An 18,453-nucleotide genomic window follows, 5' to 3' on the forward strand; every position below is an offset into this window, starting at 1 on the left:
CGTGTCCGTGTCTTTCAATCATCTCTTCAAAGGTGTGGATATTGCCGACACGCACCAAGTGATACAACTCTTGGCGAGAGTAAGAAAAATGCTCGCAGATATGATTTTTAACTTCGATACCACGTTTTTTAAGTTCTGACACTAAGGTATCTTTGACAATTTGGGCGCAGCCGCCACAGCCTGTACTAGCCTTGGTGCAGCTCTTGATGTCTTCATAAGTCATGGCCCCATTGTCCACTGCTGCGCAGATTTGACCTTTATTAACGTTATAGCATGAGCATAGGGTAGCGGTATCAGGCAGATTTTCAACGCCCATAACGGGCTTTTCGACATTTGGTAAAATCAAGCTTTCAGGTTGTAGGGGTAAATCAATACCATTTAAAAATAACTGGAGCAAGTTGCTGTAATCTTCCGTATCACCCACAAGTACCGCACCGAGCAAGCGTTTGCCATCGTCCGAGGTAACTAACTTTTTATACACGCCTGTTTTTGGGTTTTGGTAGACAAAGCTTAAACTGTCTTTGATTTTGCCATGGGCATCGCCAATACTGCCGACATCGACGCCCATGAGTTTAAGTTTGGTACTCATGTCCGCACCGTCAAATAGGCTGTCATGCTCACCTGCTATTTGTGAGGCACATACGCTTGCCATGGTGTAGCCTGGAGCAACCAGCCCGTAGATTTTGTTATCCCATAATGCACATTCTCCAATCGCATAAATATCTGGCTCGCTTGTTTGACATCTGTCATCAATGACGATACCGCCACGTTCGCCAAGTTTTAGCCCAGAATCTCGTGCCATAGTATCTTCAGGGCGAATCCCAGCACTAAATAGAATCAAATCGGTATCAAGCAAGCTACCATCAGCAAATTGCATGGTTAAAAAACTGGCGTCATCGTCATGGTTATCGATGATTTGCTGAGTATTTTTACCGGTTAGTACCGTAACGCCCAAGTCTTCGATTTTTTTCTTTAACAACTCTCCGCCTGCGGCATCTAGCTGTACGCCCATAAGTTGGGGTGCAAACTCGACTACATAGGTGGTTAAACCCAGTGTCACTAAGGCTTTGGCGGCTTCTAATCCCAATAAACCACCGCCAACCACCACACCACGTTGAACACGTGGATTGTCCGCTGTTGCTAAAATCGCATCTAAGTCTTCAATAGTTCGATAGACATGACAGTGTGCATGTTGGTTGCCTTTGACAGGCGGGACAAAAGGATAAGAACCAGTGGCGAGTACCAATTTGTCAAACTCAAGCGCATTACCCTTGATTGTTGTGACGATTTTACTTTGCGCATCAATGTGGTTAACCGCTTCGCCTAAATGCAAGGTAATCCCAGCTTGCTTATAGTGCGCCAAATCCACCAAGTTTAATTGACTGGCGTCTTTGTGTTCAAAGTAACTGGATAAATAGACACGGTCATAGGCTGGGCGACTCTCAGCACTAAACACATGGATTTGGTAAGTTTGGTGTAGGCGTTTTTCAATCGCTTTTTCGATAAAGTGATGACCGACCATGCCATTACCGATGACGATAAGATTTTTCATGTATTTATCCCTTCTAACGAAACATTGGCTTCTTGACTAGGATAATGACTGGCTTTTGGCGTGTATTATCCTAAGTTTTTCTATACTGCTATGTAAGCAAAATTTATGCCAATATTTAAATTAACTATAAATTTCAATGGGTTAAAAAATATAGGTTAATTGTCTATCAAGCATAACCTAAATTACATTGTTAGTAATTTAACGCAACCAGTAGCCAAGTGATGAGCAACAGCACCGTTAATATGCCACTGACCAGTTGCCAAAATAGCACAGGATGTTTGTCAATCAGCGGCTGTTTGGCTTTATCGTCGGCATGGCTTTTGGGGTCAAGGTCGGTGAGAAAATCACCAATGCTCTGATAACGGCGGTTGCTATCTGCTTGCAGCGCACGAATAAGCACGTCATTGACCCAAAATGGCAAATCCGTGCGCACTTGTCGCACGTTTTTGAACGCCAGTTTTTGGTTGGTTTGGGCGGTCATCGCAGTGGTCAAGGTGTCGACATCGAATGGTTGTAGCCCCGTCAGCATCTCATAAGTCACTACACCCAGCGAGAAAATATCGGAATACACCCCTTTTGGTGCATCGCTAAAATATTCGGGGGCAATATAATGCAAATCGCCCACAGGCGGTGTATGCGCTGTTTTTAGGAGTAACGAGCCAACCGAACCAAAGTCAATGAGCTTGATATGACCCGATGGCAGCAGCATGATATTTTCGGGCTTGATATCTTGATGGAGAAGATAATTACGGTGCATGGCTCGCAGCGCCATGCCGATTTGATTGACAATAGCAAAGGTTTGGGCAACCGATAACGGCGGCTGGGTGTCGATAAATTCACGCAAGCTCATGCCTTGCAAAAATTCGGTGACATGGTACAGATACTGGCTATTCATCGGCTTGGGGTAAAATTTTAGTAAGCTTGGGTGATTGAGGCTTAACCCTATTTTTTCTTCTTTTAAAAACAGCCGTAAAAATCCGCTATCGTCTTCATAGTAAGCAGATGGCACTTTGATAATACGCTGATTATCGGCTGTGTCAGCGGTGCTGTCGGTTGCCAAATACACGCTACTGCGTGGCGTGTTTTGCACCACTTTGTCAATGGTAAAATGATCAAGCTTGTCGCCGACAGTCAGCACAGGCGGAATGCGTAAACGGGTAACGGCATGACGACTGTCTGTATGTTCAGCAAGGTCAGCTTTGTCAAAATCTGCATTCGCCAAAATTCTCGCAACTTTTGGTAAGACGGCTATCATCACGCAACTGACATTGTCATTACTGCCATTTTCCAATGCCACTTGGCACAAGGTTTCTGGCAAATTTTCTAAGTCGAAGGTGGTGGAATTATCCAGCGCCAACAATTTGCCCAATGCCGATTGGGTGAGTAACAATAATTCATCATCACCGATAAATTCATACACGCCATCGGTCATTATCAAAAACACATCTTCGGGCAACACATCAATTTGGGCAAGTTGTAATTCTACATGGGCATCTGCGCCAAGTGCAGCGGCTAACGCGCCTTTGTCTCTCCCTCGTTTGTGTCTGTGGTCTTGGGTGAGTATGCGCAGTTTGTTGTGCCTTAGCCGATAGATACGGCTATCGCCCGTGTGAAATAACACTGCCGAGTGCTCGGATAATAAAGGCTCGGTAAACAGCAGCCCCGATAAGGTTGAAAGTAATTTGGGCAAATACCGCTGCGAGGCTGAATCAAAGCTGTCAGGGTGATCACTAAAATACAAAAAATCATTGATAATATGCACGCTTTTGGTGAGCATTTGCGCCAGCGTTTCGGCACTGTTGTTATTCAATGAATCGCTAGTCACAGGGCTAGTAACAGTGGTTGTTACCATGTCAGCTTGGTGCATGGTTAATTGGTCGATCAGCGTATCAATCACCCATTGGCTGGCGAGCTTTGGCTGTCCGCAGCTGCTGACGCCGTCAGCTAAAGCAGTGACTTGCCATGCAAGCTGAGCGGCGCTGCTATCCCCTGTTGGTACCAGCGTTTGCATTGTCAAGGTATCTTGATTTTCCGCTTTGCGCCCTGCATGACTAGCAGCACGGGTCAGCAGTTGCGGCAAGGATTGTGGTAAGGATTGAGAACTGGCGGGATTTTGCTGAATGGCTTTTGACATGGGTTTTTCCTTACTAGCACGGTTGCTACGCATTGTGCAAAAATGAAAAAAGGGTATACACCCTTTTTTGCCTTACTAACTAGACTTCCTTGTCCGCTGTCGACTGTTTTTTGGTTGGATTTAGTGAGCGATTACGCTATCGCAATTCGCTCAATCGTGCCATCTTCGTGCACTTCGACCATATGTCCTTGTGGCTCGCTCAGGAAGGTCGCGCCAATAAAGGCAATCCCTGCAAAAATCGCGAGGGTAATAAAGAATCCTGTTGGCGATACCATAGAGAAAATAGTCAAAAACAACACCCCACCTACGTTACCATAGGCACCCGCCATACCAGCAATTTGCCCTGTCATACGGCGTTGAATGAGCGGAACCACTGAATACACTGCACCGCATGCTGCTTGCACAAATACAGAAGTAAGCAGCACGATTGCCACTGCACCCGCCAATGGTAACTTGGTCATTTGCGTCATTAGCAGATAACCCACCGTTTGCCCTGCCAATGCAATCATCAATACTTTACGACGACCGACCGCATCGGACATAAAACCACCGCCAGGACGAGCAAATAAATTCATCACCGCAAAACAGCCTGCAGTCAACCCTGCTAAAGTATGCGATACACCATAGTTGGTAATAAAAAATTGCGGCAACATCGACACCACTGCCAACTCAGAGCCAAAACATGCCAAATACGCCATGTCTAAAATCGCCACTTGTTTGAACTGATAACCATATTCTGGATTTACCGCAGGGCGAGATGTATCAAATAAATGCTTATTGACTGACCAGATTTTGATATATTGATAGACTACAAGCACCGCCACCACCGCATATGCCAGCATGGTTTGATTAGCGGTTAATAATTTTAATCCGCTAGGTGACAAACGCCACGCCAACAAAAACAAAATCGCATAAACCGGTAAAATCATCACCGCATAAAAGTAAAAGTCTGCCTTGTTTGATACTTCCAAGCCGCCTGATTTTTTTGGTTTAAAATAAGTCGCGCCTTTGGGTGTATCAGTGACGCCACGATAAAAAATGACCGAATAAACAATCGCAATCACGCCTGTGGTAGCAATCGCATACCGCCAACCGTCTGCACCGCCATACATTAAGGCAAGAATCGGCATCGACATCGACGCTACTGCCGCCCCAAAATTGCCCCAACCACCGTACACCCCTTCTGCCGAGCCGACTTCATTGACAGGAAACCATTCTGAAATCAAACGAATCCCAACCACAAATCCTGCACCGACAAAACCTAGCAAAAATCGCCCAATCGCCAGCATTTGGAAACTTTGAGCAAAAGCAAACACAAAACACAAAAAACCGCTAATCAACAACACAGCACTATATGAACGCTTGGGGCCGTATCTATCGACCATCGCGCCGATTAGCAAACGAGCAGGAATGGTCAAAGCCACATTGAGCATCAAGATCGCTTTGACTTGTCCATCGCTCAAATGAAAATATTGTTTGATGGTGGGCATCAATGCCACATGAGCAAACCAAATTAAAAAGGTGACGAAAAAAGCAAACCAGGTGTAATGTAACACCTTGATACGGGGTAATTTCATAGCAAACAGCGGTAAACGTTGGGGCATCTGCTTCTCCTTTAAGTAAGCCTGTACGGTTCACGGTAACAAGGTAAAAGCAATATTTATGCCATTATCATAAGCTTTTGTTTTTACAATAATTTTTTTGAATGACCCATCAATTAGCTATTTTGCTGTGATAAAACTTTTACCGATTAGCATAAATGATAAAAATTTGATGCTGTACTGCACTATTTTGGTAAGTAATCGAGAAGGTGAAAAAATAATGCAAATGAATAGCGAAACAATTGGCTAAAAACCGTCAAACAGTTATCTACAGTTAAAGAGGTTAAATTCAAAGAGTGGTCAACATCCACCACACTGTCCGACAAATAATAGCCAAAATTTAAAACACCATAAAAAACAGTAAAAAACAACGGTTTAAAACGGTTGGCATAAATTTTGAATTATTAAATTTTAAAGTGCTAGATTCTAAAGTATTAAATATCGGGTCGGATAAGCAAGGTCAGCCAAATAATGCAACACACACACATTCTTATCATAGGGGCAGGGATGGCAGGGACACGCTTTGCCATGCAGTATGCCAAAAGCAGACTGAGTGCCCACAGCGGACTGGGGATTGATAGCCAAGGCGAACAAAGTCAAGATGAGTTTGCCATCACGCTTATCAACAGCGAGCCATATGCAGGCTATAACCGTATTATGCTATCGCCTGTATTGGCAGGGGAAAAACGCTTCGCTGAGATTTATCTATTTTCTCAAGAGGAGTACGCCAACCATAACATCACTGTAAAGACAGGTTGCACTGTTAGCGATATCAATCTTGCTGCTCATCAGGTCATCACCGACAGTGGCGAAACTATCGGCTATGACAAATTGGTGTTTGCCACAGGTTCAACGCCATTTATTTTGCCATTGCCCAACCATACCGCAAAAGGCGTCATGGGTTTTCGTACCAAAGCCGATGTGGATGCTATGCTAGATATCGCAAAAAACAATCATAATGGCAAAAAATCTCCAAAATGTCTGGTTATCGGCGGTGGATTACTCGGTCTTGAGGCTGCTAATGCTTTGGTACAACAGGGAGCGAAAGTCACTGTGGTGCATGGGGCAGGCTATTTACTCAATCGCCAACTGGATAAAACCGCTGCCGATTTACTGCAAACTTACTTTGAAAACAAAGGTATTGAGTTTGTGCTCAACGCCAACTCCCAAGCGATTTGTGTGGATGAGGATAACCAGGTCACTGGACTGACTTACACGGATAATGTCGACACATCCATCCCTGCCAAAACCATTGACAGCGATTGCATTATCATGACTGTCGGCGTGCGACCCAATATTGCCCTTGCGCAACAGGTCGGTATCACTTGCGAGCGGGGGATTTTGGTTGATAACCAAATGCGAACCCATACCCCAGACGTGTATGCGATTGGTGAGTGTGTACAGTTTGACAACCAACTATTTGGGCTCGTCGCACCTGTGTATGAGCAAGCCAATATTCTGCTACATACCTTAAACGAGCAGCCAGGCAGCACCTCGCCCGTGTTTAGCATACAACCAACAGCAACCAAACTAAAGGTCTCGGGCGTGGCACTATTTTCGGCAGGTGATATCGATGTAAGTCACGACTGCGAGCAATTGATTTATCAAGACCCTAGCCATAGCATCTACCAAAAAATCACCGTAAAAGACGACCGTATTTTATCTGCAGTACTATATGGTGATGTACAAGAGGGCGGTTGGTTTTTTGAACTGATTCAAAATCAACAAGATATTTCAGCCATCAAAGATAAATTACTGTTTGGCAAAGCGTTTTGTGAAGAGTTGCTGGCGGGCTGATCTGACTGGTAGAAATCAAAAATAGTAAAAGGTTAACGTGTGACAACAACTATACAACATTTAGCACCACAAAAATCTCCCCTGACACAAGTCAAGACTACCTGTGCCTATTGCGGTGTTGGCTGTGGCGTGTTAGCGACGATTGATGAGAATACCCAACACGTCAGCATTGACGGTGATCCAAACCATCCTGCCAACTTTGGCAAATTATGCTCCAAAGGCAAAGCGTTGGGCGATACGCTCGATCGTGACCGCCGTTTGGCACATCCGATGATTCATGGCGAGCCAGTCGATTGGGATACCGCCACCGATTTTGTTGCTAAATCATTGCAACAGACCATTGATGAATACGGCGCCGACAGCGTTATGCTATATGTATCGGGACAACTGCTCACCGAAGATTATTACGTGGCAAACAAATTTACCAAAGGTTTTTTGGGTACCAATAATTTGGACTCCAATTCTCGACTGTGTATGTCATCAGCGGTGGCTGGCTACAAGCGAGCATTTGGCTCGGACACTGTGCCTTGTAATTATGAAGACATCGAAAACAGCGACCTATTTATCATTATCGGTTCGAATATGGCGTGGTGTCATCCGATTTTATTTGGTCGGTTAAAATCCAGCAAACAAGCCAATGCCAACAAAAAAATCGTGGTAATTGACCCGCGAGCCACTGACAGCACCGCGATTGCTGACTTGCATTTGCCGATTCGCTCCGGCACAGATACCCATTTATTTGTCGGACTACTCAATTACTTGCACCAAAACGGCTATGCCAATCACGATTATCTCAGGCATTGTGACAATCTTGCTGATGCGCTTGCAGCCAGTGACAGTTGGACGATTAAAAAAGTTGCCAAAATCTGCGGTGTCAACGAAAGTGATTTAACCGAGTTTTACCAATTGTTTGCCACTACCACGAAAACCGTGAGTTTTTACTCCATGGGTGTCAATCAAGCCAGTAATGGCACCGATAAGGTGAATAGCATTATCAATTGCCACCTTTATACAGGCAAACTGGGTTATCAAGGGGCAGGGGCATTCTCAATTACAGGACAGCCCAATGCCATGGGTGGGCGAGAGGTCGGGGCGTTAGCCAATCTGCTTGCCAGTCATTTTGAGCTCAAAAACAGCGACCATCGTCAAACAGTAGCCAACTTTTGGCAAGCACCGACTAGTATTAGTGGTAAAGATGGTATCAAGGCAACCCAATGTGCCGATGCTATTTTGGAGGGGCAAATTAAAGCGATTTGGATTATGGCGACCAATCCTGTAGTCAGTCTACCAGAAGCAGACAAATTTGCCATGGCGTTACAGCAATGCCCACTGGTCATCGTGTCTGACTGCTCAAAAGACAGCGACACGCTCGACTTTGCTCATGTGGTTTTGCCCGCGCAAGGCTGGAGTGAAAAATCAGGCACGGTCACCAACAGCGAACGCCGTATCTCTCGCCAGCGCCGCTTAGTCACCCCATTTGCTGATGCCAAGCCCGACTGGTGGATAGTCAGCCAAGTGGCACAGAAAATGGGTTTTGTGGGTTTTGATTACACCCACGACTACCAAGTGTTTGCCGAACACGCTCGGCTTAGTGGCGAGAAGAATGGCGGTGAAAAAAATACAGATAGCCGAAGTTTTAACATCAGTCATTTAGCCAATATTAGCCAAAACGAGTATGATAATTTGGCACCGTTTCAATGGGGTCAACCGCATTATTTTGGACTACAAAAACAAGACGCACACACCACTATCGGCACAACTTATACTGATACCCAAAAACTGCATTTTGTCACCGTTAATCCTGCGGTACCCAAGTCATTGCCTGATGAGCAATATCCACTAGTGCTTAACACAGGTCGCTCGCGTGACCAATGGCATACCATGACCCGTACAGGGATTGCCCCACAGCTCAATCAGCATTTACCGCACCCACTGGTTGCGATTCACCCGAGTGACGCCAAACCTTTGGGTGTACAAAATAACGATTTTGTGCAAATTAACAGTCCCAATGGTACTATCTTAGTGCGGGCAGATGTGACTGAAAAACAACGCCAAGGCGATGTGTTTATACCTATGCACTGGAATCAGCACTTTGCCGCCAATGCGCGTGTCGGTAAGCTTATCAGCAATCATCATGACCCCTTTTCACAGCAACCGCAGCTCAAGCACCAACCTGTCAGGCTGCAAAAGCTAACCATGCAAGCATTTGGATGGTTATTGATTGATAAACACTGTGATGAAAACCTGCTAACTTGGCTCGAATCGCCAGATATGACTTATTGGGTGCGTAATCGCCAGTCAAACAGTAGCCAGTATTTTTTTGCCATTGATAATCAGTCTGCGTTTATGACCACTTGGTTTGATAAACAATATTGGCAACAGCAGTTAAGTGTATGGCTCAATCAACCAGCGCAAGCCTACAACTTTGATATTATCCATTATCAACATATTGATACCGATAACACCAGCCAAGATTTACGACTTGCGATATTGCAAAACGGGCAAGTCCATGCGCTAGTATTTTTGAGCACCCACGAGCATAAACTACCCACCCATAACTGGCTAGATAGCCAATTTGGCACAACGCTCAATAGCCATACGCGTAAATGGCTACTAATGGGCAAACCTGCCACGGGTTTTATTGATACAGGGCGGATTGTTTGCTCTTGTATGTCAGTGGGTGAAAATACCATTGTTGAGACAATAAAAAAATATCACTGTAAAACCGTCGTTGAAGTTGGCAAACATTGCAAAGCAGGCACCAATTGTGGCTCCTGTCTAGGAGAGATTAGCAAAATTTTAGCGGGGTGAAATTGTTATAACTTGTTGAATGGATTATTGGGCGAAATTTAAGCCACTTTATAATTTCGCTTGATGTTGCCTGATTTTACTTGGTGACTCATTGATAACTAGCATTAGATATTCGAAAAAAAGGGAAATAATTAGAAAAATTAATTGATAATGATTATCATTTATATTATTATTCTTACCGCTTTGTAACGCTTCTCTTTTTTTATATATCTGAGTGATTTTATGAATACTGCCAATGCTAGTTTACCGCCGCGTGGTGCTTTGCGCTATTTAAGTCTGTGTGTATTAACCACCCTTTATTCACCGTTGGCAACAGCGAGTGAGCCAGAACCCGTCACTACCTTGCAGACCATTACTTTTAATGCCCGTCAATATACCCCAGCAAAACAGACTGAGAACGTCCGCCATGAGAGCTCAGTCAAGGTACAGCAAGCTGATTTACTCAATCAATATTTACCGACGGTTGCTGGGGTGAATGTCGGTGGTACTTCGGGGATGGATCAGCATATTTATATTCGCGGTTTGGGCTCAGACAATGCCGGCAGTGCCTTAAAAATTACCGTGGATGGGGTGCGCCAACCGGAAACGCGCGGCTTTCACCATGCCGGAATTAGTGGACTTGACCCAGATTTGTATAAAACAACAGAAGTGTCAGTGGGTAATAACTCGGTGACTTTGGGCAATAATGCCATCGGTGGCGGTGTGGCGTTTACCACGGTGGATGCACAGGACTTGCTACTACCAGATCAAAAAATGGGGGCAAAAGTTAAACTGGGCTATGCCAGTAACGATCAGCAATTTCAGCGAAGCCTAACGACCTATGCCAAACCCAATGAGCAATTGGACATGATTGTGTCTTATAGTGAGCGTGACAGCGATGGCGGCGAAGATGGCAAAGGCAACCATATCCAAGGTGATGATATTACTATCAAAAGTATACTAGCCAAAGTCAATGTGATGCCGGCAGAAGGTCACAAAATTACTGCCAGTTACCAAAGCTATGACAATGACGGCAACTATCCGTTTCGCCCCAATATCGGCTACCAAGCCAATTTACCCGATAATATTCATCCTGGCTACACCAATAATGAAACCTATGCACTCGGCTATGAATATAAACCGCATAGCAATTTTGAGCTAAACAGCAAAATTTATCATTTAACCAATGAAGCGCTGTCGCAAGGACTACGCGGAACGACCCCCATGCGTATAGCCACGTCAGGCAAAACCGATGGCATGACGGCAAGTATCAAACAGCAACTGACGCAGCATCATGGTGACCATGCTTTGACCCATACGCTCAACTATGGGGTAGAAGGCTATAAAAAATCAGCGACCTTAGAGAGTAGTGATATCACAGAAGACGCTACCAGCGTAGGGGTGTACTTACAAGACCGAATCGAATTGGGACGATTTGCGCTGACGCCTGGCGTGCGCTTTGACCACTATAAGCCGTCAGAGCGCTTAAGCAGTGACGACTATAATCAACTGTCGGGCGCAATAGCAGGGGAATTTAAACTAACGCCAAACCACAGCTTATTTGCCAGTTATACCCAATTGTTTAATGGACCACCCTTGCCAGAAACCATTCACCAATCTGGGCAAACCTTCGTCAATAAAGACCTCGAAGCAGAAACAGGCGCAAACGCAGAGCTGGGTATCAGTAGCCGTTTTAGAGGGGTGTTTGACAGTCAAGACAGTATGTCGCTGACAGCGAAAGTCTTTGATACCCAGTATGACAATAAAATCGACCGCATAACAGGCGTTGACTGTGCCACAGGTAACTCAGTGACAGACGGGCAATGTGCTAGCTACATCAATGCCGGTGAAACTACCATCAAAGGCTACGAGCTGAGCGCAAAATATCGGCTAAATAATATGCGCTTGAATGCAGGCTACGCCCATGCCAAAAGCGAAACCGAGCAAGGTTACCAACTCAATAAAGACTCAGGCGATCAGTTAAACCTTGGCTTTAATTATGACCTCAATGACAAATTCAGCCTTGGAAGTGCCATCCGCCATGTCAAAGGTTTAACGCGTCGCACCAGCGCTACTGCCGTCGCTGATTTGCCAAGTTTTACCACCTATGATGTATTTGGTAGCTATCGTCCAAGCGCGTTACCGCAATTAATCGTGGATGCTGGCGTGTATAACCTTACAGATGCCTACTACTATGAGCACGTATCCAATACCGGTGATAAAGCCATGGGGCGCAATGTCAAAGTGTCGCTAAGTTATCAGTTTTAAACTCAATGGGTGATAACCATCAGCATGATGGATTGCCCATTACGGTTTAATATTTTCATAAAATATTGCAGAGACACTTTGCTTATGTCCAAAATCCAATTTTTTACCCGTCTTACTACCACAAGGTTTGGCGGGGTATCAAGACAATTGCCTAAGGTATTAATCGGTGTAACCGAAAACGGCATTTTGCGCAAGGTGTTCATCCTAGTCGACACTGTAGGCTATCAATAACCTTGTGGTGATTTTGCCCAAGATAAAGCTAACACAAAGCGAAGATAAAAAAGTATGAGGTTTTAAAGTTACTTAATTTTAAAGTTACTTTATCTTAAAGTCATTTGATTTTAAAATTATTAGATTTTAAATTTGCTTAAATTAAAGTCGTTGGATTTTATTGTAAAGTCGCTGGTTAAATTAAGCCTAATTTTTAATATTTTTGTTGATAATGATTATCATTTATACTAACATTTAAAGTTAGTTTTTATATTTATCGTGTTATAGGAATGATTATGGATTTTGCAAATTACTGGCAATATACAGATGTAGTGACCAAGACGTTATTTTTTGTGTTAATTGTTTTATCGATGCTGTCTTGGATTACAGGTATTTTACGTATCTTAAATAGCCAAAAAATTGCTAAGACAGTGTCGCAAGATTTGACTCAGCAAATTTACCAACAGCAATCTCAACTCGCCACCTTATCTCTAGACAATCAAAAATTGGTCACTGAGCAGCAGTTACTGCAACAGCTCAATCGCTACCGTTTTGCCAGTGAGCAGGGCTTAAATATCCTTGGCACGACCGCTGCCATTGCCCCTTTTATTGGGCTATTTGGTACCGTGTGGGGGATTTTTCATGCCTTAGATAGCATTGCTAAATCAGGTCAAGCCGGACTTGGTCAAGTCGCAGGACCGGTTGGGGAGGCTTTGATTATGACTGGGCTTGGGCTTGCGGTAGCCATTCCTGCGGTCATTATGTACAATGTCATAGTACGAATCAATCGCAAAGCCATGCACCAAGCGAATGACACGGCGCATACCTTGCTTGCCAACGTGTTAATGAATTCTTCCAGCCAAGTTACGCAAACTAGTTTAGCCGCTCAACCTCATTTGCAAACTAGCTCGCAGCCCAAGCAACAAACTAACGCCGCTGACTTAATGCTGAAAAACGCCTAACCTTGACCCAACGCTAAACAGATAAGCTAAACAGATAAACAGATAAACAGGGAATAACTTATGGCATTTCAACTCGGTGATGACGCGTCGACGGGCATGAATGAAATCAATCTGATTCCACTGATTGATATCATGCTGGTCTTGATGATTATTTTTTTGGTGACGGCAACGGTAATCAATCCCAGTGTACCGCTAAATTTGCCCAAAACCTCGGCACAAGTCAATGAAGCCCCGCCCAAAGTGATACAAGTAAGCATTGATAAAGATGGCAAGATTTTTTGGGATGATGCCAGTATCAGTTTGGCGCAATTAAACACGCGCTTTGCCGAACAAGGCAAATTAAGCGAGACCCCAAGCATTCAGCTACGCGTTGATAAAGACAGCCGATATGATACCGTCGCACAAATCCTAGCAACAGCAAGCGAAAACAAGCTAACCAAAATTGCGTTTGTCAGTGAATAACCTGATTGATAAAATTTTTATTGATAATAAGAATAATTATCATTATTATATAAGAAAATTTATCAACGAGGTGCGTATGTTTGTGTGTATCTGTAATGCGGTCAAAGAAAGTCAAATCAAAACAGCCATTGAACAAGGTCATGACAGCTTAGAGGCGTTACAAGCTGAGCTTGATGTGGCTACTTGCTGTGGTGGCTGTCAGCCAATGATTGAAGGTTATCTCGAAGAGTACGCCCAAAGCATCAATAACTATACGCACCTATTTATTGAAGTTGCCTAGTGTATTAATGTTGCCTAGTTTATTAAGTTGCCTAATGAGCTGTTAGCGCACACACCCAAACTTATTCATTAATCTCAATGAATGAGCGATTGAAAAATATTGTAAATTATTTGCTGCGGTGAATTGTTTTTAACGTCACTTTAATTTAGTATTTCAGATAATACCCAACCTTTGTTTCTGTTCATTTTTCAAGGATATACCCATGAAAGGCAGCCAAGCTGTTATTGATTATCTAAATTTCTTAATTAGTGGTGAACTGGGGGCTCGTGACCAGTACTTTATTCATTCGCAAATGTATCATGAATGGCATTATCTAAAACTTCATACGCGTATGCATCATGAAATGGAAGAAGAAAGCGATCATGCGCGTGCCTTAATCAATCGGGTGTTGATGCTAGAAGGCACACCCAACATGAAAGTTGCCGATATCAACATCGGTCATGATGTGCCAAGTATGCTAAAAGCCGATCTTCAGCTTGAATATGCGGTTCGTCAACATCTCAAAGACGGCATTGCGCTTTGTGAGCAAGAGCAAGACTATGTAACCCGTGAGATTTTGGTCGCCCAATTGGTCGATACCGAAGAAGACCATGCGCATTGGTTAGAGCAGCAGCTAAGACTGATTGATATGATGGGACTGCCCAATTATCTGCAATCTCAGCTCGGTGACATCTCTGAATAAGGCGACCAAGCACTAAGGCAACTAAGGTAAACATTATGCAAGTCGATAAAGAAATTCTAAGAGCGCTAAACCAAGTTTTGGGTCAGGCATTAATTGCTATCAACCAGTACTTCTTACACGCGCGTATCGCCAAAAACTGGGGACTAAGTGAACTTAACGAAAAATTGTATCATCAGTCGATTCATGAGATGAAATGGGCAGATGACCTCATTGAGCGTATCTTAATGCTAGATGGTCTACCAAACTTGCAAGAGCTTGGCAAAATTTTAATCGGTGAAAATGTTGGTGAAATTTTGCGTTGTGATTTGCAATTAGAGTATCAAAAAACTGACATCATCAAAAATGCGATTGCTTTATGTGAGCAGCAGCGTGATTTTGTCTCTCGCAAATTATTGATCAAACTCAAAGACGGGAGTGAAGAGCACATTGATTGGCTAGAAACGCAGATAGAACTAATGACCTCGATGGGCATCGAAAATTATACGCAAAGTTTATTAGATTCATAGCGCGTCTCAGTGTGTCGGAATAACTGTATGGACCATCAATATGCCCAAGCTGCGTTGATTTCTGTCATCTCTATACTGATGGCATCGCTTATCATCATCTTAGTTGCAGTGATTTATTGATTGTCGTTTTAGTTGTCGAGTTTGCCATATTGGCATAGCCAAGATGATGAGTGATTTCGGCTGGCAGTTTTCGTTCTGCCAGCCGTTTGGTGAGTTATTTTAAGAGTCTGTTTTTAGCCAGAATATGTTTTGCAAGATTTGTTTTACAAGAGCTGTTTTAAAAACCTTCTAGTACAATTTTGCCTTTTGACTTACCTGATTCAAGCAGCTTATGCGCCTTCTCCAAGTTTGCAGCGTTAATATTGCCTAGATTTTGGTTAAGCGTACTTCTAATTTTTTGCTGGTCAACTAACTGGGCAACCTGTTGCAATAGATTACCTTGCTTTTCGATATCATCGGTTTCAAACATTGAACGGGTGAACATAAACTCCCAATGGATAGAAATAGATTTAGTCTTAAACGGCATAATATCAAAGGTTTGTGGATCATCGATCAATCCAAGCTTACCTTGGGGTGCAATCAGAGAAAATATTTGCTTGATATAGGTGTCTGTATGATTGGTAGAGAAGACATATTTGGGTTTCTCAATGCCTAGTGCTTCGATTTGTTCGTTTAAATCTTTGCTATGGTCGATGACATGGTCGGCACCCAGTGATTCCACCCAAGATTTCGTTTCTTCACGTGACGCTGTGGTTATCACGGTCAGATTGGTTTTTGCTTTTAGGAGTTGGATAGCGATTGAGCCTACACCGCCTGCACCACCAATAATCAAAATACTGCCAACTTCTGTTTCTGAAATTTGAAACCGATCAAATAACATTTCCCATGCGGTGATAGCAGTTAATGGCAATGCTGCGGCTTCTGCATTAGATACTGTAATGGGTTTAAGACTGATGATGCGCTCATCGACTGCTTGAAACTCAGCATTACTACCATCTCGGGTTAAATCGCCCGCATACCAAACACAATCTCCTACTTTAAACGAGGTAACTTTTGAGCCAATTTCGATAATTTCCCCAACGGCATCCCAACCTAAAATACGATTATTTGCTTCAGACGAATTTTTTCTCACTTTGGTATCAACGGGGTTCACAGAGATTGCCTGAACTTTTACCAGTACATCACGTTCCTTAAGCGTAGGCTTCGCTTTTTCAATATCTACCAATGAATTTTTAAAATCATCATGGTTATTTATAACATACGATACGGCTTTCATAGATTTGTCCTTTTGTAATAGTGGATTTAATAGCGGGTTAGTTTAATTAAATGCAGTGTTTTTAGTGTATTGCAGATAGGCTGGCTTGGGTCAGTCAGTCTAATCTGATAGAATTAATGAAAGATAGTCGATATTCTGAGTCTATGCTAAAGGTGCAAGGTCAAGGGCGCTAGTTAAGGTCATAGCTTTTGCGCCTGTGTTTTCGCCAAAAATAGCCGTTGGTAAAATGCCGTCATTTATTGTTGTACCAGTGTACCCAATCAAAGGTGGCGAGTGCAACATCATTTACACCTTATCACTTATGCTTGTTTCTTTGTTATGGTTAAAGCAAGGTTATAGTTAAAGCACAAGCATAAAGGAAGTAATATCAGTATCAAATTTAAGCTGATACAGACATTCCCCACGACCTAAAGCATAAATGTTTATGTAACCTTTATACAACAAAGCTATGCGCTAAAGCCGTTTGACATGAATATAACAGTGGTTTAGACTCAATTTTGATGCTAGTCAATGTCGGCTAGTCAATATTGGAGTATTAGTGATGGTTAAAACCGCTTTATATGTCCGTCTTGAAGCTAAACCAGGTAAAGAACAACAAGTAGAAGATTTCCTAAAAGCTGGTCTGCCTATCGTCAATGAAGAACCTGCCACAGTTGCATGGTTTGGTCTACGCCTTGGCCCTTCAACCTTTGGTATTTTTGATGCATTCCCTGATGAAGCAGGTCGCGAGGCTCATTTATCGGGCAAGGTTGCCGCCGCTTTGATGGCTCAAGCAGATGAACTATTTTCAGAACCGCCTTCTATTGAAAAAGTAGATGTGTTGGCGAGTAAACTACCAGGTTAGACTGATGCTTAAATTCTCTAAAGCGCTGCCTGTCATTTGATATTCTAGATGATACGCTAGGTAGCGTTTTATTGCATCAGTCTAGTTAAATCAGTCAACTAGCTAGTCGTTGATGCCGTTTTTTACCTATTTTTTATCATCACGCCTCGCTGACTAAATATACGTCAGAACGCTATTTTCTAAACTAGCCAATATCAAGCAGCCTGTAGGCTTAATTTCACACGTTTTGTCAATGCTATCAAGAATGCAAGGCTATTAAATAACAGCTACTCAATAATGGCTACCAGATAACAGCTATCAAATAACGGGTTAATTTGCTCGGTATTTTGCATTTTGCACATACGAACTATCGCTGTGCTCATGTAGCAATAACCCAAATTCTAAAAACTATCAGAGAAAATAACATGAAAATTTTACTTGTTCTGACCTCACATGACAAACTCGGCAATACTGGTAAGAAAACAGGTTTTTGGCTAGAAGAACTTGCGGCGCCGTATTACACCTTTATTGATGCGGGTGTTGAAGTTACCCTAGCATCACCTCAAGGGGGGCAGCCACCGCTAGACCCAAAAAGTAACTTAGCCGATGCGCAAACTGAAACCACGCATCGCTTTGAAGCAGATCCCGTAGCTATGCAAGCATTGGCACAGACCCATAAACTTAGCGAAATTTCTATCGCCGATTATGATGCCGTGTTTTACCCAGGCGGGCATGGTCCATTGTGGGATTTGGCAGAAGATCCGATTTCAATTGCTCTGATTGAACAAGCGATTGAGTCAGGAAAACCCGTTGCTACAGTTTGTCACGCCCCAGGTGTTCTTCGTCATGTAAAAACCAGTGATGGCAAGCCTTTGGTCAGCGGTAAATCTGTGACGGGTTTTACCAATACTGAAGAAGAAGCAGTAGGATTGACCGAAGTTGTACCGTTTTTGGTCGAAGATATGCTCAAAGAAAAAGGTGGTCATTATTCTAAAGCGGGTGACTGGCAAGTGTATGTCCAAGTAGATGGTTTACTAATTACTGGACAAAATCCTGCTTCTTCTGCTGCAACTGCCAGCGCACTGCTTGAATTGTTAAATAAGGAGTAGC

General features: G+C 43.3%; 14 protein-coding genes. 10 read left to right on the plus strand and 4 right to left on the minus strand.

Going from position 1 to position 18,453, the window contains the following annotated elements:
- The 3 genes from nirB to RT422_RS00015 all read right to left on the minus strand — a co-directional run.
- Positions 1 to 1,552 (minus strand): nitrite reductase large subunit NirB (gene nirB, locus RT422_RS00005; RefSeq protein ID WP_313420738.1); only part of this gene is annotated, 1,552 nt, incomplete at its 3' end.
- Between the two features lie 190 nt (positions 1,553 to 1,742).
- Positions 1,743 to 3,686 (minus strand): protein kinase domain-containing protein, encoded by a 1,944-nt coding sequence (locus RT422_RS00010; RefSeq protein ID WP_313420740.1) that lies wholly within the window; start codon positions 3,684 to 3,686, stop codon positions 1,743 to 1,745.
- 131 nt (positions 3,687 to 3,817) lie between these two features.
- Positions 3,818 to 5,290 (minus strand): MFS transporter, encoded by a 1,473-nt coding sequence (locus RT422_RS00015; RefSeq protein ID WP_007116460.1) that lies wholly within the window; start codon positions 5,288 to 5,290, stop codon positions 3,818 to 3,820.
- Positions 5,291 to 5,758: 468 nt separating this feature from the next.
- On the opposite strand from RT422_RS00015, the gene RT422_RS00020 reads away from it, so the two are divergent.
- The 8 genes from RT422_RS00020 (at position 5,759) to bfr (RT422_RS00055) (ending at position 15,244) form a co-directional block, all read left to right on the plus strand.
- Positions 5,759 to 7,084, plus strand: a complete 1,326-nt coding sequence (locus RT422_RS00020; RefSeq protein ID WP_313420742.1) for an FAD-dependent oxidoreductase — start codon at positions 5,759 to 5,761, stop codon at positions 7,082 to 7,084.
- A 39-nt stretch (positions 7,085 to 7,123) separates the two neighbouring features.
- On the plus strand, positions 7,124 to 9,895 hold the full coding sequence (locus RT422_RS00025) for a nitrate reductase (protein ID WP_313420744.1): 2,772 nt from the start codon (positions 7,124 to 7,126) through the stop codon (positions 9,893 to 9,895).
- A 222-nt stretch (positions 9,896 to 10,117) separates the two neighbouring features.
- On the plus strand, positions 10,118 to 12,142 hold the full coding sequence (locus RT422_RS00030) for a TonB-dependent receptor domain-containing protein (protein WP_313420745.1): 2,025 nt from the start codon (positions 10,118 to 10,120) through the stop codon (positions 12,140 to 12,142).
- A gap of 506 nt (positions 12,143 to 12,648) precedes the next feature.
- Positions 12,649 to 13,314, plus strand: a complete 666-nt coding sequence (locus RT422_RS00035) for a MotA/TolQ/ExbB proton channel family protein (RefSeq protein WP_282841459.1) — start codon at positions 12,649 to 12,651, stop codon at positions 13,312 to 13,314.
- 60 nt (positions 13,315 to 13,374) lie between these two features.
- Positions 13,375 to 13,776 (plus strand): ExbD/TolR family protein, encoded by a 402-nt coding sequence (locus RT422_RS00040; RefSeq protein WP_007116453.1) that lies wholly within the window; start codon positions 13,375 to 13,377, stop codon positions 13,774 to 13,776.
- A gap of 76 nt (positions 13,777 to 13,852) precedes the next feature.
- A complete protein-coding gene (locus RT422_RS00045) occupies positions 13,853 to 14,056 on the plus strand; it encodes a bacterioferritin-associated ferredoxin (protein WP_007116452.1) in 204 nt (67 codons plus the stop codon).
- Positions 14,057 to 14,258: 202 nt separating this feature from the next.
- Complete coding sequence (gene bfr / locus RT422_RS00050) at positions 14,259 to 14,738, plus strand: bacterioferritin (RefSeq protein WP_050323942.1); 480 nt, start codon at positions 14,259 to 14,261, stop codon at positions 14,736 to 14,738.
- A 35-nt stretch (positions 14,739 to 14,773) separates the two neighbouring features.
- A complete protein-coding gene (bfr, locus tag RT422_RS00055) occupies positions 14,774 to 15,244 on the plus strand; it encodes a bacterioferritin (protein ID WP_313420747.1) in 471 nt (156 codons plus the stop codon).
- Between the two features lie 277 nt (positions 15,245 to 15,521).
- On the opposite strand, the gene RT422_RS00060 is transcribed toward bfr (RT422_RS00055), so the two are convergent.
- Positions 15,522 to 16,520: a zinc-binding alcohol dehydrogenase family protein gene (locus RT422_RS00060; RefSeq protein WP_203171511.1), complete on the minus strand. Its 999-nt coding sequence runs from the start codon at positions 16,518 to 16,520 to the stop codon at positions 15,522 to 15,524.
- Positions 16,521 to 17,061: 541 nt separating this feature from the next.
- Here RT422_RS00060 and RT422_RS00065 point away from each other — a divergent pair.
- Complete coding sequence (locus RT422_RS00065) at positions 17,062 to 17,364, plus strand: putative quinol monooxygenase (RefSeq protein ID WP_065253682.1); 303 nt, start codon at positions 17,062 to 17,064, stop codon at positions 17,362 to 17,364.
- A 404-nt stretch (positions 17,365 to 17,768) separates the two neighbouring features.
- Positions 17,769 to 18,452 carry a type 1 glutamine amidotransferase domain-containing protein gene (locus RT422_RS00070; protein WP_050323949.1) on the plus strand — a complete coding sequence of 228 codons (684 nt, stop codon included), beginning with the start codon at positions 17,769 to 17,771 and terminating at the stop codon, positions 18,450 to 18,452.
- Position 18,453: the final 1 nt, after the last annotated feature.

Source organism: Moraxella sp. CTOTU49803, assembly GCF_032097965.1.
Taxonomy (GTDB): domain Bacteria; phylum Pseudomonadota; class Gammaproteobacteria; order Pseudomonadales; family Moraxellaceae; genus Faucicola; species Faucicola tetraodonis.